The sequence below is a fragment of the Halosimplex carlsbadense 2-9-1 genome, from assembly GCF_000337455.1.
GTDB lineage: Archaea > Halobacteriota > Halobacteria > Halobacteriales > Haloarculaceae > Halosimplex > Halosimplex carlsbadense.
On the sequence record NZ_AOIU01000003.1, the window covers coordinates 82,828 to 104,515 of the forward strand.

24 protein-coding genes are annotated in these 21,688 nt (G+C 67.0%); 9 read left to right on the plus strand and 15 right to left on the minus strand.

Annotation, left to right across the window (positions count from 1 at the left end; genetic code table 11):
- Positions 1-20: 20 nt before the first annotated feature.
- On the minus strand, positions 21-1,622 hold the full coding sequence (locus tag C475_RS00410) for a cobyric acid synthase (protein WP_006881740.1): 1,602 nt from the start codon (positions 1,620-1,622) through the stop codon (positions 21-23).
- A gap of 770 nt (positions 1,623-2,392) precedes the next feature.
- Here C475_RS00410 and C475_RS00415 point away from each other — a divergent pair.
- The 3 genes from C475_RS00415 to C475_RS00425 all read left to right on the plus strand — a co-directional run bounded on the left by C475_RS00415 (position 2,393) and on the right by C475_RS00425 (position 5,788).
- Positions 2,393-3,190 carry a class I SAM-dependent methyltransferase gene (locus C475_RS00415; RefSeq protein ID WP_006881741.1) on the plus strand — a complete coding sequence of 266 codons (798 nt, stop codon included), beginning with the start codon at positions 2,393-2,395 and terminating at the stop codon, positions 3,188-3,190.
- Positions 3,191-3,260: 70 nt separating this feature from the next.
- Positions 3,261-4,070, plus strand: coding sequence for an ABC transporter ATP-binding protein (locus tag C475_RS00420; protein ID WP_006881742.1), 810 nt, complete (start codon positions 3,261-3,263; stop codon positions 4,068-4,070).
- Complete coding sequence (locus C475_RS00425; RefSeq protein WP_006881743.1) at positions 4,067-5,788, plus strand: hypothetical protein; 1,722 nt, start codon at positions 4,067-4,069, stop codon at positions 5,786-5,788. The genes C475_RS00420 and C475_RS00425 overlap by 4 nt, the downstream gene beginning before the upstream one ends.
- Before the next feature lie 88 nt (positions 5,789-5,876).
- Here the strand turns inward: C475_RS00425 and C475_RS00430 are convergent, their stop codons facing one another.
- From C475_RS00430 to C475_RS00445, 4 genes are all read right to left on the minus strand, one after another.
- A complete protein-coding gene (locus C475_RS00430; RefSeq protein ID WP_006881744.1) occupies positions 5,877-6,554 on the minus strand; it encodes a cob(I)yrinic acid a,c-diamide adenosyltransferase in 678 nt (225 codons plus the stop codon).
- Between the two features lie 53 nt (positions 6,555-6,607).
- Positions 6,608-7,357: an adenosylcobinamide amidohydrolase gene (locus C475_RS00435; protein ID WP_006881745.1), complete on the minus strand. Its 750-nt coding sequence runs from the start codon at positions 7,355-7,357 to the stop codon at positions 6,608-6,610.
- Positions 7,344-8,393 carry an aminotransferase class I/II-fold pyridoxal phosphate-dependent enzyme gene (locus C475_RS00440; protein WP_006881746.1) on the minus strand — a complete coding sequence of 350 codons (1,050 nt, stop codon included), beginning with the start codon at positions 8,391-8,393 and terminating at the stop codon, positions 7,344-7,346. The genes C475_RS00435 and C475_RS00440 overlap by 14 nt, the downstream gene beginning before the upstream one ends.
- Before the next feature lie 121 nt (positions 8,394-8,514).
- Positions 8,515-8,967 (minus strand): hypothetical protein, encoded by a 453-nt coding sequence (locus tag C475_RS00445; protein WP_049929785.1) that lies wholly within the window; start codon positions 8,965-8,967, stop codon positions 8,515-8,517.
- A gap of 314 nt (positions 8,968-9,281) precedes the next feature.
- Between C475_RS00445 and C475_RS00450 the strand changes: the two genes are divergently transcribed.
- Positions 9,282-9,695, plus strand: a complete 414-nt coding sequence (locus C475_RS00450) for a hypothetical protein (protein ID WP_152436282.1) — start codon at positions 9,282-9,284, stop codon at positions 9,693-9,695.
- A 2-nt stretch (positions 9,696-9,697) separates the two neighbouring features.
- Here the strand turns inward: C475_RS00450 and C475_RS00455 are convergent, their stop codons facing one another.
- The 6 genes from C475_RS00455 to C475_RS00480 all read right to left on the minus strand — a co-directional run bounded on the left by C475_RS00455 (position 9,698) and on the right by C475_RS00480 (position 13,620).
- Positions 9,698-10,240 carry an NTP transferase domain-containing protein gene (locus C475_RS00455; protein WP_193366291.1) on the minus strand — a complete coding sequence of 181 codons (543 nt, stop codon included), beginning with the start codon at positions 10,238-10,240 and terminating at the stop codon, positions 9,698-9,700.
- On the minus strand, positions 10,240-11,076 hold the full coding sequence (gene cobS / locus C475_RS22745) for an adenosylcobinamide-GDP ribazoletransferase (protein WP_235728419.1): 837 nt from the start codon (positions 11,074-11,076) through the stop codon (positions 10,240-10,242). The genes C475_RS00455 and cobS overlap by 1 nt, the downstream gene beginning before the upstream one ends.
- Positions 11,067-12,023 (minus strand): CobD/CbiB family cobalamin biosynthesis protein, encoded by a 957-nt coding sequence (locus tag C475_RS22750; RefSeq protein ID WP_006881751.1) that lies wholly within the window; start codon positions 12,021-12,023, stop codon positions 11,067-11,069. Before C475_RS22750 ends, cobS begins: the two co-directional genes overlap by 10 nt.
- On the minus strand, positions 12,014-12,643 hold the full coding sequence (locus tag C475_RS22755) for an HAD family hydrolase (RefSeq protein ID WP_006881752.1): 630 nt from the start codon (positions 12,641-12,643) through the stop codon (positions 12,014-12,016). Before C475_RS22755 ends, C475_RS22750 begins: the two co-directional genes overlap by 10 nt.
- A 230-nt stretch (positions 12,644-12,873) precedes the next feature.
- Entirely contained in the window at positions 12,874-13,059 is a 186-nt protein-coding gene (locus tag C475_RS00475) for a hypothetical protein (RefSeq protein ID WP_049929789.1), read from the minus strand.
- A gap of 174 nt (positions 13,060-13,233) precedes the next feature.
- The gene (locus tag C475_RS00480; protein ID WP_006881754.1) at positions 13,234-13,620 is read right to left on the minus strand and encodes a hypothetical protein; all 387 of its coding nucleotides are present in this window, start codon (positions 13,618-13,620) and stop codon (positions 13,234-13,236) included.
- Between the two features lie 177 nt (positions 13,621-13,797).
- On the opposite strand from C475_RS00480, the gene C475_RS00485 reads away from it, so the two are divergent.
- The 5 genes from C475_RS00485 (at position 13,798) to C475_RS25285 (ending at position 18,190) form a co-directional block, all read left to right on the plus strand.
- Positions 13,798-14,583, plus strand: coding sequence for a formate/nitrite transporter family protein (locus C475_RS00485; RefSeq protein WP_006881755.1), 786 nt, complete (start codon positions 13,798-13,800; stop codon positions 14,581-14,583).
- A 338-nt stretch (positions 14,584-14,921) separates the two neighbouring features.
- Positions 14,922-15,818, plus strand: coding sequence for a tyrosine-type recombinase/integrase (locus tag C475_RS00490; protein ID WP_235728420.1), 897 nt, complete (start codon positions 14,922-14,924; stop codon positions 15,816-15,818).
- A 461-nt stretch (positions 15,819-16,279) separates the two neighbouring features.
- The gene (locus C475_RS00495) at positions 16,280-16,933 is read left to right on the plus strand and encodes a hypothetical protein (protein WP_049929790.1); all 654 of its coding nucleotides are present in this window, start codon (positions 16,280-16,282) and stop codon (positions 16,931-16,933) included.
- Positions 16,930-17,874: a phage NrS-1 polymerase family protein gene (locus C475_RS00500; RefSeq protein ID WP_006881757.1), complete on the plus strand. Its 945-nt coding sequence runs from the start codon at positions 16,930-16,932 to the stop codon at positions 17,872-17,874. The genes C475_RS00495 and C475_RS00500 overlap by 4 nt, the downstream gene beginning before the upstream one ends.
- 121 nt (positions 17,875-17,995) lie before the next feature.
- Positions 17,996-18,190, plus strand: coding sequence for a phage NrS-1 polymerase family protein (locus C475_RS25285; protein WP_394295274.1), 195 nt, complete (start codon positions 17,996-17,998; stop codon positions 18,188-18,190).
- A 134-nt stretch (positions 18,191-18,324) separates the two neighbouring features.
- Here the strand turns inward: C475_RS25285 and C475_RS22095 are convergent, their stop codons facing one another.
- The 4 genes from C475_RS22095 to C475_RS00520 all read right to left on the minus strand — a co-directional run bounded on the left by C475_RS22095 (position 18,325) and on the right by C475_RS00520 (position 21,414).
- Positions 18,325-19,098, minus strand: coding sequence for a DUF268 domain-containing protein (locus C475_RS22095; protein ID WP_161625152.1), 774 nt, complete (start codon positions 19,096-19,098; stop codon positions 18,325-18,327).
- 106 nt (positions 19,099-19,204) lie between these two features.
- A complete protein-coding gene (locus C475_RS00510) occupies positions 19,205-19,603 on the minus strand; it encodes a ribonuclease HI family protein (RefSeq protein ID WP_152436284.1) in 399 nt (132 codons plus the stop codon).
- Positions 19,604-20,104: 501 nt separating this feature from the next.
- A complete protein-coding gene (locus C475_RS00515; RefSeq protein ID WP_006881761.1) occupies positions 20,105-21,148 on the minus strand; it encodes a tyrosine-type recombinase/integrase in 1,044 nt (347 codons plus the stop codon).
- Positions 21,145-21,414 carry a hypothetical protein gene (locus tag C475_RS00520; RefSeq protein WP_006881762.1) on the minus strand — a complete coding sequence of 90 codons (270 nt, stop codon included), beginning with the start codon at positions 21,412-21,414 and terminating at the stop codon, positions 21,145-21,147. Before C475_RS00520 ends, C475_RS00515 begins: the two co-directional genes overlap by 4 nt.
- Positions 21,415-21,688: the final 274 nt, after the last annotated feature.

Sequence of the window (21,688 nt, forward strand, 5' to 3'; positions counted from 1 at the left end):
CGGCCCCCGGCCGCGTCAGTCTACCGGCCCGTCTCCTCGTCGAGCGCGTCCAGCCCGAGGCCGTCGGCGAGCGCGTCCGATCCGAGTCCCGCGACCAGGTCGGCAGCGCGGTCGTACGGTGATCGCCCCGCCGACTCACGCTCCGATCGATCGATGCCTACGTGGGAAAATATCTCGTCGACGAACGCGTCGCGGGCGGTGTCGTTCTCGAACAGTCCGTGCAGATACGTCCCCAGCACCCTGTCGGTCGCCGCGCCCGCTTCGGCGTCGGGGAACGGGTGTTCGACGGTGGCGTCGCCTTCCCCGCCGGACACGCGCGTCTCACCCATGTGGATCTCGTAGCCCGAGACCGGACCCGCGTCGCCCGCGAGCGGTCCGGTCCCGTCTATTCGCCGGGTGACCTGTTCGACCCGTTTGTCCGGCGAGAAGCGTGTCTCGACGGGTAAAATACCGATTCCTTCGAGGGTATCGATGTCGTCGGTGCTCTCGATACCGGCCGCGGTGATGCGCTCGCCGAGCATCTGATAGCCGCCACAGAGACCGACGACCGGGCCGTCGAACGCCCGGAGTCGCCTCGGGAATCCCGCCACCCGAAGCGCCCGCAGATCGTCGACGGTGTTCTTCGTGCCCGGAAGTACCACGGCGTCGGCGCCGCGGCCAGTCCCCGTGCCGACGGCCTCGGGGTCGTCGAGGTCGGCGTCGAGCGGTAGATAGGCCACGCGGACGCCGGGTTCGCGGGCCAGCGGCTCCAGGTCGGTGAAGTTCGAGATCCGGGGCAAGCGCGGGACGGCGACGGTGACCGCCCGGTCGTCGGCGACGCCGTCGTCGCTCCCACGGACCGCCCGCTCGTCCTCCGCTGGAAGGTCGACACTGTCCTCGGCGGGCAGGCCGGGGTCGTCGTGCGGCAGGACGCCCAGGACCGGAACGGCAGTCCGCTCCTCGACCTCTTCGATAGCCGGGTCGAGCAGCGACGCGTCGCCGCGGAACTTCGTGAGGACGGCGCCCGCGACCCGCTCGCGCACGTCGTCGGGGAGGAGTTCGACGGTGCCGACGAGGCTGGCGAACGCGCCCCCGCGCTCGATGTCCACCAGGAGGAGGATCTCGGCGTCGGCGAAGCGCGCTGTCTCGATATTCGCGAGGTCCCGGTCGCGCAGGTTCGGCTCGGCGATCGATCCCGCGCCCTCGGCGACGACCACGTCGTGATCGGCGGCGAGCCGTTCGTGCGCGCGTCGAGCCGTCTCCCGGGCGCGTTCCCAGTGGTCGTCGTAGTACTCGCCGGCCTCGTAGTGGGCGACTGCCTCGCCGTCGAGGACCAGTTGCGATTCGCCGTCGCCGCGCGGTTTGAGCAGGACCGGATTGTGGTCCGTGGTGGGCGAGACGCGGGCCGCGCGGGCCTGGACGTACTGGGAGACGCCGACCTCGCCGAACGCCGAGGCGTCGGTCGCGGCGTCGTCGGCGACGGCCTCGGCTTTCGGCACCGCCCGGGCGTTGTTACTCATGTTCTGGGCCTTGAACGGCGCCACGTCGACGCCCCGGTCCGCGAGCAGCCGGCACAGCCCGGCGGCGACGGTACTCTTGCCGACGTGGCTGGCCGTACCGGCGATCAGGATCGTCGACGCCATCTGGATCTATCCCGTCGGTTCGACCCCGATCGGTAAATACGGGACGGGGTCGGGCCGGGACCGGTCTGAACTGGCGTTCTACGTATCGGAAACCGGTTCGAACTCGTCGTTCCCACATTCACACGTCCCGGTGACGCCGATGGGACGCAACCCTCCGTCTTCGTGCTGCACTGGGTACGTGCTGCCGCACTCGGTGCATTTCCCGAGTGCCTGTGGCTCCCCTCCACCGTCGGGCCCCTCTTGGTTCGTTGCGTTCCCACCCATTACCGGGAGATGCGTCCGACATCGAAAAGGCAGTATCGACAGGATACGTCCCAGATGCTCAGTCCGAGCCGTTCTCCCCGCTGCGTCGGCGACGCTCGGGACAGGTGATAGAGCGGGCGGTAGCGGTGTGGCTGTGGTGCGGTGACGCGCACTGTCGTCTCGGAATCGCTTGCGATTTCGAGGGCCGTCAGAGCTTGCTCTGACGTTGGCGAGTCTCGTCTCGCGCCAACATCGTGCGAGGGATGAGCGAGTGAGCGAGTGAATCGGCTGGGGAGGCTCGTGGCCCGTTGCGGTGCCGTGCAGGGCGGTCGCGTGCTGTGCCTGGTGGACTGAACGGGCGAGGCGCGCTCGCGCCGAGGGCGTTCAGCGCTTGCTGTCCCTGGTGAGTACGGTCACTGAGGCTCGATCGCCTTCCAACGCAACTCGATTAGCACGCTCAACGAGCACACATACCGACCAGTCGAACCACTGAACTGTCGGCTGGGACCACTACCAGCAGGCCTCACATGACGGACGACCACTACGACGACATCGCCGACGACTGGAGCGACTACGCCGAGGTCCCGTGGCGCGCGCAGGTGCTTTGGCCCACGCTCGAGGAACTACTCCCGAACCTCGACGGTCAGCGAGTCCTCGACGCCGGCTGCGGCGATGGCTACCACGCGGCCGCACTGGCCGACCGCGGCGCCGACGTGATCGGCGTCGACGCCAGCGAGGGGATGGTCGACACCGCACGCGAGCGCTACGGCGACCGCGACCGCGTCGAGTTCCGCCACGGCGACCTCGCCGAGGGCCTCGACCCCATCGCCGACGACGGCGTCGACCTCGTCCTCTGCCAGCACGTCCTCTCGCACGTCACCGACCTCGAACCGGTCGCCGCCGCGTTCGCCCGCGCCCTCCGCCCCGGCGGGTCGGTCGTCTGCTCGACCCACCACCCGTTCCACGAGTACCTCGTCGTCCGCGAGGCGTCCTACCCCGACACCCGTGCCATCGACGGCCTCGACGCGCGGCCGGCCGTCGACGCCAAATCCCCCTCGCCGACCTACGGCGAGAGCGAACGCTACGACCTCTACTGGGGCGGTGCGATACCCGACGACGGGAAAGCCGACGAACGGGAACCCGCGACTTTCCACCGACGGCCGCTCGAAGCCGTCACCGGGCCGTTGTTCGACGCCGGGTTCACACTCGGTGACCTGCGCGAACCCGACCTATCGGAGCGACTCGACGATGACCTCCTGACGGAGGTGGCCGACCTCGCCGAGCGACCGCCGCGGTCGCTGTGTCTCCGCGCCGACCTGCGGTGAGCGACCCCCTGAGACTCGGGGTCCGACATCGCGACCGATCAAATAAGGGACAGACGCGCGAAGGCCCGATATGGCCCCCGAACGTCCCCCAGACGGCCTCGCGATCGAGACGACCGACCTGACGAAGCGGTTCGGCGACGTGCTCGCGGTCGACGGCCTCGACCTGTCGATCGACCAGGGCGAGGTGTACGGCTTCCTCGGGCCGAACGGCTCCGGGAAGACGACGACGATGCGGATGCTGACGACGCTCACCCGGCCCACGAGCGGGTCGGCGCACGTGATGGGCGTCGACGTGACGGACCGTCGCGAACTGATCTCGGTGGTCGGGTATCTCCCCGAGGAGCCGCCGCTGTTCGACGAACTCACCGCGCGCGAGCAACTGCGCCACGTCGCCGCCCTCCACGACCTGCCCCGCGACGAGGCCCGTGACCGCATCGACCGTTATCTCGAGCGGTTCTCGCTGGCCGGCGAGGCCGACCGCCGGCTCGAAGGCTTCTCGACGGGGATGCGCAAGAAAGTCGGACTCATCGCGACGGTGTTGCACGAGCCGCCGGTGCTCTTCCTCGACGAACCGACGAGCGGGCTCGACCCGCGGGCCGCTCGAACGGTGAAAGACCTCATCGCGGAGCTCTCGGACGGGGAGACGACCGTCTTCCTCTCGACGCACATCCTGCCGGTCGTCGACGAACTGGCCGACCGCGTCGGCGTGCTCCACCGCGGCGACCTGGTCGCGGAGGGGCCGCCCGACCGCCTCAAACAGCGCGCCGAGCGCGGCGAGGCCGGGTCGCTGGAGGACGTGTTCCTCGAAGTGACGACCGACCACGCCGAGGAGACGACCGCGACGGAAGCGAGCGCGGCGACGCCGGACACCCAGTCATGAACGTCGGCCACAGCCTCCGGCTGACCCGCATCGACGTGCGGCGGATGGTCCGCAAGCGGACCGACCCGAACAAGCGGCTCGCGTCGGTGGTCTCGGTGGGGCTGTTCGCGCTGCTGACGCTCGGGCTGACCGCCGGCGGCGTCTACGGCGGCCGGGCGCTGGGCCGTGCGCTCGCGTCGGGCTCGCTCGATTTCGCTCCGGCGGCGGCGGCCGAGGCCGCCCGCGGGTTCTTCGGCGTCATGTGGGTCATCGGCGTCGTGCTGTTCGCCGTCCGCGCAGTCGGCCAGCGCGGGACCCTCACCAACGCCGAAGGGGTCCTGACGGTCGTCCCCACCGTCGAAGCGTACGTCGGCCTCGTCGCCAGCGAGTTCGCATACCTGCTGATCTGGACGCTGCTACCGGCCGTCGGCGCCGGCGCGGGCCTCGCGCTCGGGACCGAGACGCTCTGGCCGGCCGCCGGCGTCCCGCTCGCCGTCGCGTTCGGCGGGGCGACCGCCGTCACCGCCGCGTACGCGATCGGGCTCGGCATCCGCCACGTCGTCACCCGCTTCCCGTTCGTCGCCCGCCACAAGAACGGTCTGATCGCCCTCGTCTTCGTCCTCTACATGGCCGCCATCGTCAGCGGGTCGCTCAACCAGGCCGTGGCCGCCATCTTCGAGCCGATGGCCGCCTCGCCCGTCGGCTGGTACGCCGACCTCGGCCTCCTCGGCCTGCCGAACGTGTCCGCCGACGCGACGCGAGCCGCCGGCACCGCCGTCGCCTCCGTCGCCTTCGTCGCCGTCGCCGCCGCCGCGGGCACGGCGGTCGCCAGGCGCCACTGGTTCGCCGACCCCGCCCTCGCCGGCGAGGACGAGGACGACCCCGAGCCCGCCGACACAGGTGCGTCCGGGGCGGCGGATGCGGTCACCCCGGCGACCACCGACGACGACTGGCTCGCCCGCCGACTCGAAACGGTCGTCGACCGGCCGACCGCGGCGCTGGCCGTCCTCGCCTGGCGCCGGGCCGCCCGCTCGCCGCTCAAGATGATGTACGCCGCCTACCCCCTCTTTTTCGGGACGGGCGCGTTCGTCGATATCCTCCAGACCGGCGAGATCCCGGTGTATCTGCCCTACGCGCTGCTCGTGTTCGTCGCCTGGGCCGGCGGCGTCGTCTTCACGCTCAACCCGCTGGGCGACCAGGGCTCGGTGCTCTCGACCACCATCCTGAGCGAGGTGACCGGCCGGACGTTCGTCTTCGCGCACGTGCTGGCGGGCCTGATCGTCGTCGTCCCCGTCGGGACGGTCCTCGTCGGCGCCGTCGCCGCGCTGAGCCCCGTCGGAGCAGAAAAGACGGCGATCCTCGTCGGCCTCTCGCCCGTAGCGATGGTCGTCGCCGCCGGCCTCTCGGTCGGTATCGGGACCGCATTCCCCCGCTTCGAGGCGACGAACGTCACCCGCTCGATGGAGGCCGTCGTCCCCAGCCCGTGGGCGTTCGTCCTCTTCAGCGCCCACGTCGTCCTCACCGCCGTCGCCGCCGTCTTCGTCGGCCTCCGAGGCGCGCGCGAACTCGGCGCGACGCTGATCGGCGCGCTCGGCTCGTTCGCCCTCTCGACGCAGGCGTCGCTGGCGCCGAGCACGCTCTACACGGTCAGCGCCGCCGCTCTAGTCGTCCTCCTGTTGCTCCCGGCGCTGTCCTATCGCTACGCCGTTCGCACCTTCGACCGGTACGAACTCGCGTGAGTGACGGGCGGACGGCCGCCGATCCGGCCGCCTGGGACCTGAACCGGTTCGCGCAGCTACCCGCCGACGCTCGCCACCGCCCCGCCACTCAGTACTCGGTCCCCTTCCGGGCGCTGTGGCCGGATTCGATCGGGTGGGACTCCTTGCGGACGTTGGTCACGAGATCCGCGAGGTCGGTCACGAAGTCGGGGCGCTCGTGGCCGCCGGTCAGGACGAGTTCCAGGTTCTCGGGCTTCGACTCGACCAGCTCCCGCACGTCGTCGGGGTCGACCAGCCCGCGGTTGCCCGCGTAGCAGATCTCGTCGAGGATCAGCATGTGGACGCCGTCGTCGGCGGGACCGTCGAGCGGCAGGGCCGAAGACAGGTCCGCTTTCCCGGCGGCCGCGACGATCGCTTTCGCCCGCTCGAAGCCGCCCGTCGCGCGGGCGGCGTGTTCGTCGTCGTCGGTGCCGTCGTGGAAGCGATGCCAGCCGTAGTGGCCGCTGTTCTCGTAGGAGAACCCCGGGAGCGCGGCGATGGCGTTGTACTCGCCGCGCACGTCCTCGACGGTACTGGTTCCGCCTTTCATGAACTGGAGCATGTGGACGCGGTAGCCGTGGCCGGCCGCGCGCATCCCCATCCCCATCGCCGCGGTCGTCTTCCCCTTGCCGTCGCCCCACCAGACCTGCGTCAGCCCGAACTCCTCCGGCGCCGCCGGCTCGATCGGTCGCGGTTCCAGCGGGTCGTCGCCTCGCACGTCGCCGTCGGCGGTCGCGTCGTCGCTCATATCGGTTGCGTCGCTCCCCAGGCCCGTAGCCGCTTCGACCCGGCGGGTCCGCGCTACTCGCCGACGCGCGAGACGGTCGCGCAGCCGTTCGAGACGGTGCCGTGCTCCGCCGCAGCGACCGAGTCGGGGATCGCGTCGCCCGTCCCGTCCCCGTCGGCGCGGTCGCCGCCCGCGGCACCGTACCGCCCGTCGAGACTCGCCCGGACGGCGTCGCGCACGCAGACCCGGGCGGATCGCCCCACCGGCGTCGCGCTCCCGGCGAACGCCGCGAGCTCGCCCGACGGGTCCGACCCGACGACGACCGCGTCCGATGTCGTCCCGGTAAAACCGGTCTCGGCCAGCAGCGTCGCCGTTTTTGCCTCGACGACCGTCGCCAGCAGCGTCGCGAGCGCGCCGTCGGAGAGCGCTCGCGTCGTCCCGACGAGGAGGTTCACCGTCCCGGGTCGGGGCGACTCCTCCCCCAGTGAGTCCTCCCGCTCGGTCGCCCGCTCGCCGCCCATCGGCAACGCGGCGGGGTTCGAGACGCCCGCAGTCGCCACGACTTCGACGCCGTCCAGCCGAGCGCGTCGAGCGTGTCGCAGGTCGACACCGGTGAGCATCGCGGGCCCCGCCTCGGGAAAGTCCGCCCGCTCGCGGGATTCGGCGACGTAGGCGGAGAGATCGGTCCGGGCGAACCCCTCCGTGACCGTGCAGTTGTAGGCGGCGTCGGCGGTCTCGTAACCGCCGGCAAAGCCCGTCGAGAGCCAGCGAGTGCCCGGTCGGCGCACCCGTAACACGTCCGCCGAGACCTCACTCTCGAACATCCAGCGCCCCCAGCAGCCGGTCGTGCTCGGCGGGCGTCCGGACCGCGACGCGGACGTGCGTCTCGAGGCCCGCGAACGACCGGGCGTCCCGGAGTTCGATGCCGGCCGCTCGCGCCCGCGAGAGCAACTCCTCGACCCCTTCGGCGCTCCCGCAGTCAAGCAGGACGAACGGCGCCGTCGCCGCTTCCATCGGCGGGTCGGGGTCGTACACCGAGAACCGCGGGTCGGCGTCGAAGGCGCGCCACAGCCGCTCGCGCTCGCTCGCCACGCGGTCGCGCGTCTCGGCCACGAACTCCGGGCTGTCCATGCAGTGGGCGCCCACCGCGGCGGCCGGCCAGCCGAGCCCCCAGGTGAGCGCCGCCGTCCGGATCCGCTCGCGCAGCTCGCCCGTCGCGACGGCGAAGCCCGCCCGCAACCCCGGCAGCCCGAACAGCTTCGTCAGCGAGCGCGCGACGACCACGCCCGGCTCGCCCGCCAGCGACGACCGGTCGGTGAAGCCGAGGAACGCCTCGTCGACGAGCAGCGGCGTCCCCGCGGCGCGACAGCGCTCGGCGAAGTCGGCGAGTGCCGACGGCTCGTAGGCGTCCCCGGTCGGGTTGTTCGGGTTACAGACGACCGCGAGCGCGAACTCGTGGGGGTCTCGATCCAGCGTCACGTCGTGGTCAGCGGCCACCGCCTCGCCGCCCTGCAACTCGACCTCGTGGGCGTACTCGCCGAAGCTCGGCGCGGGGACCAGCACCCGGTCGCCCGGGTCGACGGTGACCGCGACGGCCAGTCGGATGGCCGCTAGCCCGCCCGCCGTCGGGACCACATCGGCGGCGTCGCAGTCGACGTACCGGGCCGCCGCCCGCCGATACTCGGGGTAGTCTTCCGGCGGGTAGGTCCGCGAGCCGTCGAGCGCCCCTGCGTAGGTCTCGGCGACACCGTCAGGGACCTCGGGGTTGACGTTCGCGCTGAAATCGAGTACGTCGGGGTCGTCGCTGCTGCCGTGGGTCACCGCCGTCCCCGCCAGCCGCGCGACCGCCTCGGTGTCCATACCGGTGGGTCGGCGAGCGGCGACAAGAAGCTCCCGCTCCGGTCACAGTCGGAGCAACGGTTTGCTCGCACAGACGCTCGCGACGCCCGCAAGCGGCGGTTCGGATCTCTCCGCCGGCCCGTCAGTCCCAGGTGTAGCCGAAGGCCTCTGAACTCCGGTCGACGTAGCGGTTCTCCAGCACCTCGCTGACGGTGCGACCGAGTTCGTCGAGCGCTTCCTCGATGTCCGCGCGGTCGTTCCGGTCGAGCCGGTCGTCCCACGGCTGGGGGAGGTCGGTCGCGAGTTCGGGCGCGCGATACCCCACGTCGCCGGCGGTCTCGTTCCAGTAGAAGTCGAGCGCGCCGACTAGCCCCAGCTCGCGGGCGGCCTCGAACTGCTCGTCGTCGAGATACGAGTTGTCGGCCCACTCGGCGAAGCCGTCCTCCCAGGCGCCCTCGGCGAGGAACTCCGCGAGCGCCTCGCGGCGTCCCTCCTCGCCGGTTCTGGTCTCCGGTTCCTCGACGGCGTCGTAGTCGCCCGGGTCCTCGGCGGCGTCGAGTCTCGGCGGGTCGGGCACTTCAGGGTCGAATGACATACCCCACTTTCGGCGGTGAGCCCATTGAGGGTTTCCCACAGCCCGCGAGGGCTCCCGGGGCGACAAAATACTTACCGCGCCCGGGAGTGGCGACCGCCATGCCCTCCAGACGGTCGGTACTCGCGAGCGCCTCGGTCGGGCTCGCCGGCGGACTCGCGGGCTGTCCCACGTCGGAGACAGACGACGAGTCGCCGAGACCCCCCACGGCCCGAACGTCGACCCCGCCCCCGTCGACAGTCGAGTCGACCGCGACGACCCCCGATAACGGTCCACAGGCTACCGAAGAAGCCCTCGGAGATCTACCGAGAGAGTGCGTGACTGACGAGTTCGTCGGATTTACTGGCACCACACCCCGGCCCGTCCCGGGCCGTCCCGACGATCCGGGGCCGGACGCCGCGGTGGCCTACGCCCGGGCGTACGAGCGCTACTACCTCGCGTACCGGGCGATGTACGACCTCGGCCCGCAGACGCCCGACGGCAGAACCGGGCTCCCCGCCCACGACTTCCCCGACGTCCGACTGGACGAGTCGGCCGCCGAAGTACTCCGGAGCGGCGACGACCGTGCCGTCGTCAGACTGGCGTACGACCGCGTCTTCGAGGGGGAGTCCCGCGGCGACTTCACCGTCGTGTACTTCGTCTCGGCCGATCACACCGTCCGGGCGGAGACCGACGGCCGCGTCTCACCGGGTCCGGACCCGATCGACGACGGCGTCGTACAGCGGTGTTGAGTCTATAGCAACAGCCGTTCGGCGACCGCGCCGTCCTCGCGGCGGTTGACGTTGACCGCCAGTCGCGCGTCGTCGCGGACGAGCGTCCGGTCGGGGCCGTCGCCGACGACGTTGACACCCGCGGGCGCGAGTTCCTCGCCCTCGTGGACGAAGGTCGTGTCGACGCTCACGCCCAGCGCGCTCTTGAGGAAGGTCGGCGTCGCGACGGTCAGCGACCCCGACTCGTGGGCGTCGAGGACGCCGTCGACCGCCTCGGCGTCCAGCAGCGGCAGGTCCGCGGCGACCGTCAGCACCGGCCCCTCGACCCGCTCGTCGGCCAGGGCGTGTTGCAGGTCCGCGACGTACCCCTCGCCGGGCGTCTCGATGGTCGGACAGTCGACGTGCGCGGCGGTCTCGGGGGCGTGCGGGGAGACGACGGCGTACACCCGGTCGATCCGGCTATCGGCCAGCGCCGCCAGCACCCGGTCGACCATCGGCACGCCGTCGACCGGAAACAGGGGCTTCTCGCCGTCGAAGTCGAGCCGCGTGCCCTTCCCGCCGCAGATCACCAGGGCGTCCACGCGACCACCTCCCCGAGACCGACCGATTCCCAGAGACCCGCCGGCACCGCGAAGTCCGCGCGCCAGGCGACCAGTCCGGCGTGGAGCGCGGCCACTCGCGCGAGTTCGTTCGCCCCGCCGACCACGTCGCCGGTCACGCCGCCGAGCCGCTCGCGGGCCCACCACAGCAGCGCGAGGGCGACCGTCAGTGCGGTCGCAAGCCCCGCGAGGGCCGCCACCGACGGGAGCGTCAGCGCGACGGCGGGCGCGGCCAGCGCGAGCGGGGCGACGAGTCCCCGAGATCGCGTCTCCTCGGCGACCGCCGCGCCGAAGCCGTCGTGTGCCGCCGAGCCGAGCGCGACCAGCGTCGCCATCGCGACCTTCGCCGCGACCTCCGCGGCGACGACCAGCCCGACGGCCGCCGCCACCGGCAGCGCCGCGAGCCCGACGCCCGCGAGCGCCAGCCCGGCGACCACCGCGGCGAGCGCGAGCGTCCCGCCCACGCCCAGAGCGGTGTCACCCATCACCTCGCGGCGGCGCTCGGCGTCGCCGTGGACGACCGCCGCGTCGCCCAGGTCCGCGACGCCGTCGAAGTGGTTGATCCCCGTCAGCCCGACCACGGCGAGGAGATACGCGAGCCCGACCGTGACCGCAGGGACAGACGTGACGGCCCCGAACGCGACCGGAACGGCGGCAAGCCCGCCGAGCAGGTACCCCGCGACGGGCAACGTCCACGGCGCCGTCCGAAACGCATCCCACGCGCGCTCGCTCCGGCCCACGGGGAGCCGCGAGAGGAAGCCCAGCGCGCCGCGGAGTGCCACCGAGGCGTCCCTCAGACCCACGTGAGCACCCCCACACCCAGGTACGCCAGCCCGCCGGCCAGTCCCACCCGGCCGACCGCCCGTTCGGCGTCCTCGACCGTCGGCAGCGACGCGTCGGCGTTGATGTCGTACACGCCGGGTTTGACGAGTCGCACGTCGAGCGCGGCGGCGACCGTCCCCATCGGCCACCCGGAGTTCGGCGAGGGGACGCGGTCGAGCCAGCGCCGCGCGGCGACGGGCGAGCCCGGCGCCAGCGTCGCGACGGCGATCAGGACCGCGCTCGCCCGCGCTGGCGCCCACATGACCGCGTCGTCCAGCCGCGCCGGCGCCCACCCGACCGGTTTCGACCGGTAACCGAGCATCGAGTCCATCGTGTTCACCGCCTTGACCCACGCCGCCCCCGCCGCGCCGAGCGCGACCGCCGCGACTGCCGGGTCGAGGCCGGCCGGGATCGACCCCGAAGACAGTACCAGGCCGGCTGCGACCGCGAGTGCGGCGAACGCCCCCAGCGGCGCGACCAACCCGTCGGCCAGGTTCTCGGCGACGCTCTCGACGACCGCGCTCCGGGTCTCGCCGGGCGACAGCGCTGCGGCGTCTCGACCGGCGAGCGCGCGTAGCTCCGCGCGAGCGGCGTCCATGTCCGTCTCCGTCAGCGCCGTCACCTCGCGGGCGACCGAGAGCAACCGCCGGAGACTCGTCGTCAGAAACAGGGCGACGCCGCCGACGACGGCGCCAGCGAATGGCTGCCAGGCGCCGACCGCGGCCACGAGTCCACCGACGGCCAGCGCTGCCGCGATCGGAAGCGCCAGAGCCGCGAGCGCGCCGACGAGTCGCGGCCGGGTCCACGACCGGTCCAGCGGCCCGACCAGCCGGCCGAACCAGGCGACGGGGTGGGCCCGCGTCGGCGGCTCGCCGACCACCGCGTCGAGCGCGAGCGCCAGCCCGACCGCGACGGTGCTCAGCGACACCCCATCGCCTCCAGTCGCGCCGGGAGATCCGCCAGGTCGGTGTCGGGCAGGAGGACGCTACTCGCCCCGGCGTCGTCGGCGCCGCCGTCGGTCGCGGGGTCGTCGCCGACGTGAACCAGATCGGCGACCGGAGCGTCCAGCGCCCGCGCGACCGTCTCGAACGCGCGACGGTCGGGCTTGCGCCACCCGCAGTCGACGCTCGCGACGATCGCGTCGAACCGGTCGGCGTCGAGTTCCGATCGGGCGAGCGTCCGCTCGACGAGCCCGTCGACGCTACAGTTCGAGAGGATTCCGACGGGGGCGCCCTCGGCGGCCGCGGCGACGGCCGATTCGGCGCCCTCGCGAGTGTCGACCGGGCCGTCGAACGCCTCGCGAACGGCCGCCGCGACCGTCTCCGCGTCGGCGTCGACGCCGCGGCTCGCCAGTGCGTGTCGGACGTGGTCCGACAGCGCGAGTTCGGCCCCCGGTTCGACAGTGACCTGCGGCTCCCGGTAGGCCGCCGCCCAGTCGTCTGGGACCGCGACCCCGCACTGGCGGAGCTGGCGGGCGACCGCCTCGGCGGGGTCGGCGGGTCGAGCGACGGCGACGAGCGTGCCGAACAGGTCGAACGAGACTGCCACGCACCCCTCATCGAAACGCCACACCTTGAACGATACGGACTGTTCAGCGCGCTGGTGCCCCGGACGGCGAACTGCCGGGGTGACCGACTGTCGACGCCGTCGCTCGGCGAGGCGGCGGGATAAATAAAGGGGTGTGCGGGCCGATTCGGCCCCGGGTCACATGGGTCGTGGGCCGCGCGCTCGGCTTCGGGCAGGCCTGAGCTGTCGGCGAGGCGTCCGGACGGCCGCCGTCAGCGGCAGTCGCCGTCCGCGTTCACCCACTTGGCCCGTCGGATGTCGTACTTCCCACAGACCGGACAGGTGTGATACTGGATGTCGAACTGCGTCTCGCACCCGAGACACAGATACGGTAACGCCTCGGGCTTCGACAGCCCTGAAGCGCGTTTGGCCCGTTCCAAGACGCCCATCGTGACCACATCCGTACCAGGAACGCTCCCACTAAAAAGAGCGAGGATAGTTTACACCCGCCGAAAACGCTCCAGTCCGGCTCTACAGCCACTTTTGGCCGTGTTCTCGTCGACCCGGTTTCGCGGCCCGATCGACCCCGCTGGCACGCGTCGAACGAGCGGGTCGCGGGGACCGGCCGTCGCTCACTCGCCGTCGTCGCTCTCGTGGTCGTCCGCCTCGGTCACCGGGACGCGCGTCGGTCCGTCGTCGTTCTCGTGGCCGTCTCCGTGGCGGCGCTCGCCGTCGCCGCCGACCGGGAGCCGCTCGCGCATCTCGCTGGCGAGCGACTCGACGCGGTTGCGGACCGTCGAGGCCTCGTCCTCGAAGCGCTCGACGTTGCGCTCGACGGAGTGGACCCGGTCGCGCGGGATCTGTTTCATCAGGTCGTTGCCGTCGTCGTCGGTCCCGGACTTGAGCATCCAGTGGTCGCGCGCGTAGACGACCTCCTCGTTGTCGACCGTGACTTCGGTCGTGCCTTCCTCCGGGTCGTCGTAGACGATCGTCGCCTGGCCGAGTTCGATTTCGTCCATACCCGAGGTTGTGGTCCCAGGGGTTTACACCCGGCGACGCCGGACGCGGGCCCCCCGGTGGCCGCGACCGGGAACGGCGCGAGCCCCCGGCGGGACCCACCGCCCGCGAGCGCCCGCGAAGGTGCCCCATTCGATCGCCGGCCAGCGGCTTTTGCCCCCGGCGCCCCGATCGATCACGTGGCGGAGCAACTGGATCCCGAGGAGATCTTCGAACGCGCCGTCGCGGAGGGCGAGCGCCGGCTCGACCAGTCGACGCTCGAACTCGCCTCTACGAGCTTCATCGCCGGCTTCACCGTCCTGTTCGGCGTCGTCGCGCTCGGTATCGTCGAAGGGCTCGTCGAACCGACCGCCGGCCACGCCGCCCGAGTCGCCGGGGCGCTGGCCTTCGCGCCCGGGCTCGTCTTCCTCGTCGCCGGCCGGACGGAACTGTTCAACGAGAACTTCTCCGACCCCGCCGCCGCCGCGGTCGAACGCGGTACCTCCGCCGCCCCGTCGCTGCTTCGGCTGTGGACGCTCACGTTCGTCTTCAACCTCCTCGGTGGCTGCCTGCTGGCGCTCGTGTTCGCCGTCGAGGGCGCGATCCCACCGGCCGGGGCCGAGGCACTCGCGCGCTTCGCCGAGGAGACCGCGCACCGACCCGCAGGTACGTGGTTCACCCGCGGCATCGCCGGCGGCGCGCTCGTGAGCCTGCTCTCTTTTCTCGTGGTCTCCGTCCGGAGCGACGGCAGCCGACTCTGGCTCGCCTACGCCGTCGGCTTCATGCTCGCGCTCGGGCCGTTCGACCACGTCGTCGTCTCCATCCTCCACGTCGTCCTCGGGACGCTGCTCGGCGCGACGGTCGGTCCGGAACGCCTCGCCGCGATGACCGCCGTCGTCACCGCCGGCAACCTCGTCGGCGGTCTCGGCCTCGTCACCGTCACACACGTCACACAGGCGATGGGCGCCGACGGGTCCGAGGAGTGAGACGACAGGTGTCCCGGACGACCGGAGTCCATCGGCGCGCGTGTGGGAGGGGTCGGGGGTCGGTCACGCGCCGACACCGAGACACCGTCGTGGGCCGGTAAACACCGGCCTCGAGGAACTCAGGACTGACCCGTGTTAGACCTTGGCATGCGTTCTGGATACGTCGGGCGCGCTCTCGGAGACCGGTGTCGTCGCTCGACGGTCGGATGCGGTTCGGCCGAAAAGCGAGTCCGCCCTCCCCGAATTGAACGGGGGACTGCGGCGGGATAACAGGGTTGCATCGGGCCATCTGCTCGGCTTCCCCGACCGACGTCGTGGGTTCGCGGAGATGACAACCGATGACGCAAAACCTCGAACTCATCGCACCACAGAAAGCGGTAGACCTCTACCTCGCTCAACGGGAAGACGACGCTTCTGAAAGGACCGTACAGGCTCACAGATACCGCCTCAAGCACTTCGTTCGCTGGTGTGGAGAGGAAGACCTCACCAATCTCAACGATCTCACTGGCCGTAGGCTGTACGAGTATCGGCTCTGGCGGAAGGATGACGGTGACCTCAACCCTGTCTCGCTTCGGACCCAACTCTCGACACTCCGTGCCTTCGTGCGGTTCTGTGAGAGCATCGACGCCGTCGAGTCAGGTACGCACGAGGAAATCCTGCTCCCGACCCTCGATGCCAACGACGACGTCAAGGACGAGATGCTGGACGGAGAGCGGGCAGAGAAGATTCGGGAGTACCTCGAACGATTCGAGTACGCCTCTCGAAAGCACGTTCTGTTCGAGATTTTCTGGGCCACTTCGATACGGATGGGAACCCTACACTCGCTCGATCTCGAAGACTTCCGCTTGGAGGAGCAGGCGCTCGCAATCCGTCATCGTCCCGACGAGGGAACTGCACTCAAGAATGGAGAGCGGGCGGAGCGAATCATCGCCTTGCCAGAGCAGACGTGTGACGTCGTGAGCGACTGGATAGCCCACACCCGCCCTGACGTGAAGGACGACGACGGACGAGAGCCACTCGTGACGACGGAGCAAGGGCGTGTTAGTCAGAGCAACATCCGTGCCCTCGTGTACCACATCACCCGACCCTGCTACTACGGTGAGTCCTGCTGTTGTGACGAGCAGTACCCCTACTCCTACGCCAGCAAGTGCGAGCAGTCACGGAGTCCCCACTGCTTGCGGAAGGGGAGCCTCACCCATCTCTTGGAACGACGTGCCAAAGCAGGTCGTCTCTGATAGGGCAGACGTCTCGCCCGACGTTCTTGACAAGCATTACAACAAGATGACCGAGGAGGAGAAGATGGAGCAACGGCGGGAGTACCTCGACTCGATGTGACCGCCCGATTGTCATAGGATTATATGGGGGGTGAAGGGACTGGTAGACCACCCCTCTTTGAATGACAGACAACAGAAATAACACAGTGGAGTTTTAAGAGTATTTAGTGTCCGCGTTTGTCTAGAGAAAGTGCATCAAATCGCCTCTGTGTACAGAAAATCGGGTTAGAACTGGTCGCCATCTTTAAGTATGATACTAACCAATAGTAGTGTAAGGAAGTCAGAAAGGTATCGCTCGATGAGTAGCCACTTCTCCTGCTGAGGGTATCCGTATAGCGGTGGTTTGAGCAGTGGGTCTGGCAGTCACGAGACTGTTCAGCACGGCTCTTGAGCGATGAGTCTGGCTTGTGAGGTAACACAATATGCAACGAAACAGCAACGCCTCTGGCAATCAAGAGGACAGGGAATCGTCCGACGAGGACGTGGATACAGACACAGCGAAAGCCGTAACCGATGGAGGGCAACCGCTCGCCTTAGAGGAGCGACTCGACACTGGCTCGAAGTCGTGGGGTGATGTCCAGAAGGACAAGCATCAGTACGACCATCAGCCGAGTTTCCCGCCCTGCTCGACGGCTCGGACGACGCTATACGCACGAGATGCAGACGGGGATATGGAGGAGCGATACGAGGTGTTCTTCCGCCTGCAACACGGTCGTCAACACCCATACGAGCGACGGTCGAACGGTTACAGCGAGGGATGGGATGGCCAGAAGGTCCGACAGGAAGACGTCTGGAAGTTCTGCCGAGCGCACATCATCCTCTCACGAGCAGATGTCAACGGTCCCGTTAAAGAGTGGGCTGTCCAGAAGGTGATGGCCGAAGACCTGCAAGGATTCAGTCGGTACTACGAGGGTATCGATGGGGCCAGTATCGGCTTCGCTACCCTCTACAAGTACGACGATGTGGAGATGGCGAATGACTCCTATCTCGTGGAGGAAGCCGAGAAAATGCTCGGTATCGATGGCGAGAAGTTGATGGACTACGTCTGGCGAAAGTACGGGAGTGACGTGCGATGAGTCGCTTTGACTTCACCTTCCAGCAGGACAGTGAGGATAACACAGGTGGTGGTGACCGTTTCCCCAGTCGCCTGAAGGAACACGACCAGTGGCTCGTGACTCAGGACAAGAAGCCAATCGTTCCATCCGAGGGGTGGCAGAAGTCGGTGAATCAACTCGCTTTCACCGAGGCGCAGAGCAAGGCCGAACAACTCGGTGGAGCAGTGGCCTTCTGCTTCACCGAGGGCGGTCCCTTCATCGGATTCGACCTCGACGATGTGAAGGAAGGCGGTGAGTTTACGAACGAGGCACTGGGTATCGTGGAACGACTTGACTCCTACACCGAGGTATCGAGTTCGGGAACAGGGCTACACATCATCGCAGAAGGCGATCACTCGGACGACCACAAGCATCGCGGCGACTTATCGGAGGTAGGACATCTCGAAGTGTACGACGAGAGCCGGTATTTCGCCCTGACCGGAGATGTGTACGGTGGCTTCACATCGGTCGAGAGTAGGTCCACAGTGGTCCGAGAAGTGCAGGACGACCATCTCCCCGAAAGCCAGAAGTTTTCCTTCACGGGTCAGCAAAAGCCTGTGAGTGAGCAGGGGTTCGACGGAGGAAAGACGGGTGCAACTCCCGAGCAGGTACGCCGAACCATCGAGGAGTATGGTAAATGTAGGCATACAGATGTCGACCACACTCGTGTTATTCACTGGTGGAGAGGACAGAATGGGATGAAGACCTCTGCCTCCGAAGCGGATATGGCCTTCATCGAGCAACTATACTTCTGGTGTCAGGGTGACCAGCAGTTGATGGATGAGTGCTTCCGTACCTCTGGCCGGATGCGTCCGAAGTGGGACGAGGTGCATTACTCAAATGGAGACACCTATGGCGAGAGGCACATTCGAATCGCCTGTCGGAGAGGAGATGACGAGTTCGATGGGAGGTATGTACAGTAAGAGAGATCGCTCAATCCTGTGGAGACCACCCACACACACTACTGTGATATTCCGCCTGTTCTCATCGCCCAACCCTTCATATAACCCTATGACAATCGGGTGGAGTCCGGATATGTTCTTTATGAATCAACTCTACTACTGGTGCAAGAGCAACCAACAGTTGATGGACGAGTGTTTCCGAGCCTCTGGCGGGGTGCGTCCGAAGTGGGACGAGGTACACGCCTCTGACGGAGCCACGTACGGGAAGATGACCATAGAGAAGGTCTGTCGAACGAACAGCGACACCTTCGGAGGGAGGTACGTGGAGAGGGGATAGGTGTTCGAGAGGGTTTTATCCGTCACACCCCACCCGTGTTATCTCGTCGGTTATCAACCGAAGTACACGGGGTGTTTTCCATATACGGCATTTCTCGTCAAACCCACCATATAACACTATGACAATTGGAGATGCTACTTTGTGAACTCAAACAAACCGCAGGCATACTCTTGCTTTTCCAATTCTTCAGGAGAGGGAGACTTGACGAATTCTCCATCGATTACACCATCAAGCCTTTCGAGTTCTAACTCCTCAAATTGGTCCAGAACTGTATACGGTGAAAGAACCCTATGGGCATTGAATTCAACTCGCTCTTGGCCAACTGGTACAGAAAAATATAGTTTTCCGTTCTTTTGTAGGACCCTCTGAATACTATCCATAAATTTCGTATGTCCTTCTGGGTCAATTGGGTCCCCATATCTTCCCAAACCAAAGTGCTCCGCTGCGTGTAAAGATGATATTGATTCTACCGAATTATCCTCGAATTGGTCTAATTTGGTTGCGTCGTCCTGTATGAATTCCAATCCTTGTACATTGGAATCCAAGGATCTGATATCAATCACAGTCACATCCCGGAATACTAACAAATGTGATACAAATCCATCAATCTTTGACCCGATGTCATAATGTTCTTCTGGATTTTCCTTCCGAATCCTTTTTGCAGCCCACAAATCTTGGTGGAAGTAATGTCCCGATGCTGTTCCTGCACCTTGATCAATGTGTGTTAGCATCGGAGTGTAGTTGGATATGGGTATTGCCGAGTCACCCGATTTCTCTCGATATTTTCTGATATCACGATAATATCCCGGCAATCTATTCAGACTCACAACTAATTCAGGGATTGAAATCCCAAAATTCCCGAGTTTGTCAAGTTTCAGTCCGAAATATAAGCGACGTTTCCATCCCATAAGACGAAATGAACTCTCATCCGTAATTAGTCCACTGAACCGCAGAATAGCACGGTTAGGGTCCACAGGAACTTCCATACAGTGCCTATGCCGAGGTCTGGCACACTCAGTTGGAGAAGGCTTGGTCCACCAACTCGTCGGCTTCCCAGTTCTCCTCTCGTGGAATGTGCTGTATCTCGAATTGCTCGAACTCGTTAGCCAACTCCTGCACGCGGTCGCGCAGTGGACGGAGTTCTGGCTGGTTCACCCCATACTCGCCACGAACTTGCTTCACGATTACCTCGGAGTCGCCCCTCGCTTCGACCTCGGTGCATCTCTTCTCGGAGGCGACTTCCAGCCCTCGGATCAGGGCGTGATACTCGGTTCGGTTGTTGGTCGATTCTCCGATGTGGTCGTTCCCTTCCTTGGTCCAGTCATCAGTCTCTACGATGTACCCGATCGCCGAGGGACCGGGATTATCTGGTCGAGTCCCTCCGTCGAAGTGGATGACAGCAGGTGTGGTCATCTCCACCCACCACCTGTGTTATCTCGCCTGTTCATCACTCGATACGTGGTACTCTGGATTTCGGTTTGCATCACTAATTCTCCTCATATAATACTATGACAATCGGGCGGATTCCGAGACTTCCACGCAGTCATAAAAGCGCATATGCTTGATGGCATATCTCACCAATCTCCTGAGTCGGGGTGGCCTACTTCTGTGGAGCGATTTTCACGCGCTTTTAAAAAGAAAACACGCCGCCCAACACCTGTACCCTCGAATGACGGCAGTACGCGATTTCGGGCCGAAAGTTTCTAGTTTCCCCGATACGTTCGGCTATACGCGAACGCACGACGGCGGTTACCCGAGTTCGGTGACCTGTTCAACCCAAACGGGGCGAGACGGAATCGCACGATAGCGTGACTCCTCTCGGCTCCGAATCGTTCGGTGAGAAAGTCCGCCCTCCCCGTACTGGGGTATCTCCTCGCCGATGCGTCTCCGTGGTCAACTTGGTGGGGTCGAATCTCATAGGTCGAACAACCTCCGCCGCTGCTCCGCCTTCTGACGCTTGCTCCGCCGGTCGTAGTGCTTATCCAGAATGTCCTCGCTGGCGTCCATCCGGTCGGACACCAGCGACCGGTCCTCGTCGGCCAGTCGGTGCGCGGTCACCCGGCCGCTCCGCACGTCGTGGGGCGACCGCGACGATGGGCACGTACTCATCTTTGAGTAGTGGGCCGCCTCGCACTCGTCGGGGTCCCGGTCGTGCGGGCACCCCTCGCCGCGCCAGCACGGGCGAGTCACCCGATACAGCGTATCCCGGCACGCCGACACCGACACCCGGCCGTTCCGGGTCGTGACGAGCGGCGCGCGCCCATGCTCGTCGGTCACCTTGTCGCGGCGGTCCTGAATGTAGTCGTCCAGCACGTCCGCGGCGTGACCGCTGATCGCGTTCCACCGCTCGCTCTTCTCCTTATTCTTGAGCGGGGTGTCCGTCTCCGGCCGGTGGACGAAATGAATCGCCGGCCCATCGGCGCGGGGACGCTCACCCTCCAGGTCGAGATCTCCCAAGTCGAGCGCACTGAGGGCGCCCACTCGACAGCCCGTATGCCAGAGTAGCAGGACGATAATGTGGCGCCGACTCGCGTACTCGAAGCGCTCCAGATAGTCGACGATCTCGACGGCCCGGTCCGGGTCGAGCGTGCTATCACTCACGTCCGCCTCGCCGTCCATCCGGGGGAGCGGTACCTGATCGAATAGCTCCTCGGGCACGGCGTCGATATCACCGCAGAAGCGGAGGAACGCCCGGAGGGTCGCCATGTCACCGCGGAGGGTGACCGTCGCGAGTTCCTCGCCGGAGTACCCGCCTTCGCGTCGCCAGACCCGATAGGCGTACAGATCCCGACCGGACAGCTCATTCAGGTTCGCGATGCCTTCCTCGTCGCACCAAGCGACGAACGCGCGGAGTCGATACTTCTGCCCGTCGAGCGTCTGGTCCGCGGCATCGTCGCGGGCTTCGAGGTACAGGTCGACCGCCTCCGACGGAGAGAGAGGTTCGAGTTGCGCGCTCACGCCGGTCCCTCCCGTCGGTCGAGATCTCGGTCGTAGGGCCCGGCGGGCGTCAGCAGTAGAACCTCGTCGCGCTGGAGTAGGTCACCGCTCCGCTTGTCGCGCAGCTCGTCGAAGACGCCATCGACGCCTTCGACGCGGGCGCACTTCGAACACCAGAAGTGGTGATTCGTGGGCTCCCAGGAACGGTGGTTGCGGGGACAGGTAAACCGCCACCGGTCGTGACGGTCCTCGATTCGGACGGTCTTCTTTCTCTCACATTCCGACATAACCGGGTCGGACTGAATGGAGGTGACATAAAAGGGGTAATCCAGACGCGCAGACTGAAAGTAAAGCGCCCGTATCCCGCAACTAACCCATCCGCCCGGCCAGATATCGGATAACTGAGCGGCCGAACCGCCGGTGAAAGTAGTCCCTGCTCGATACCCCTCGCCACCTGGCTTAAGCCAGCGTGCATGTCTCGTCGTCATGTGTTCGCTCGTGAGAGCGACACCCCGGCCGACGGGTAGGGTCGTCGGCCACCGACTCTTTCTCGCGGGAACT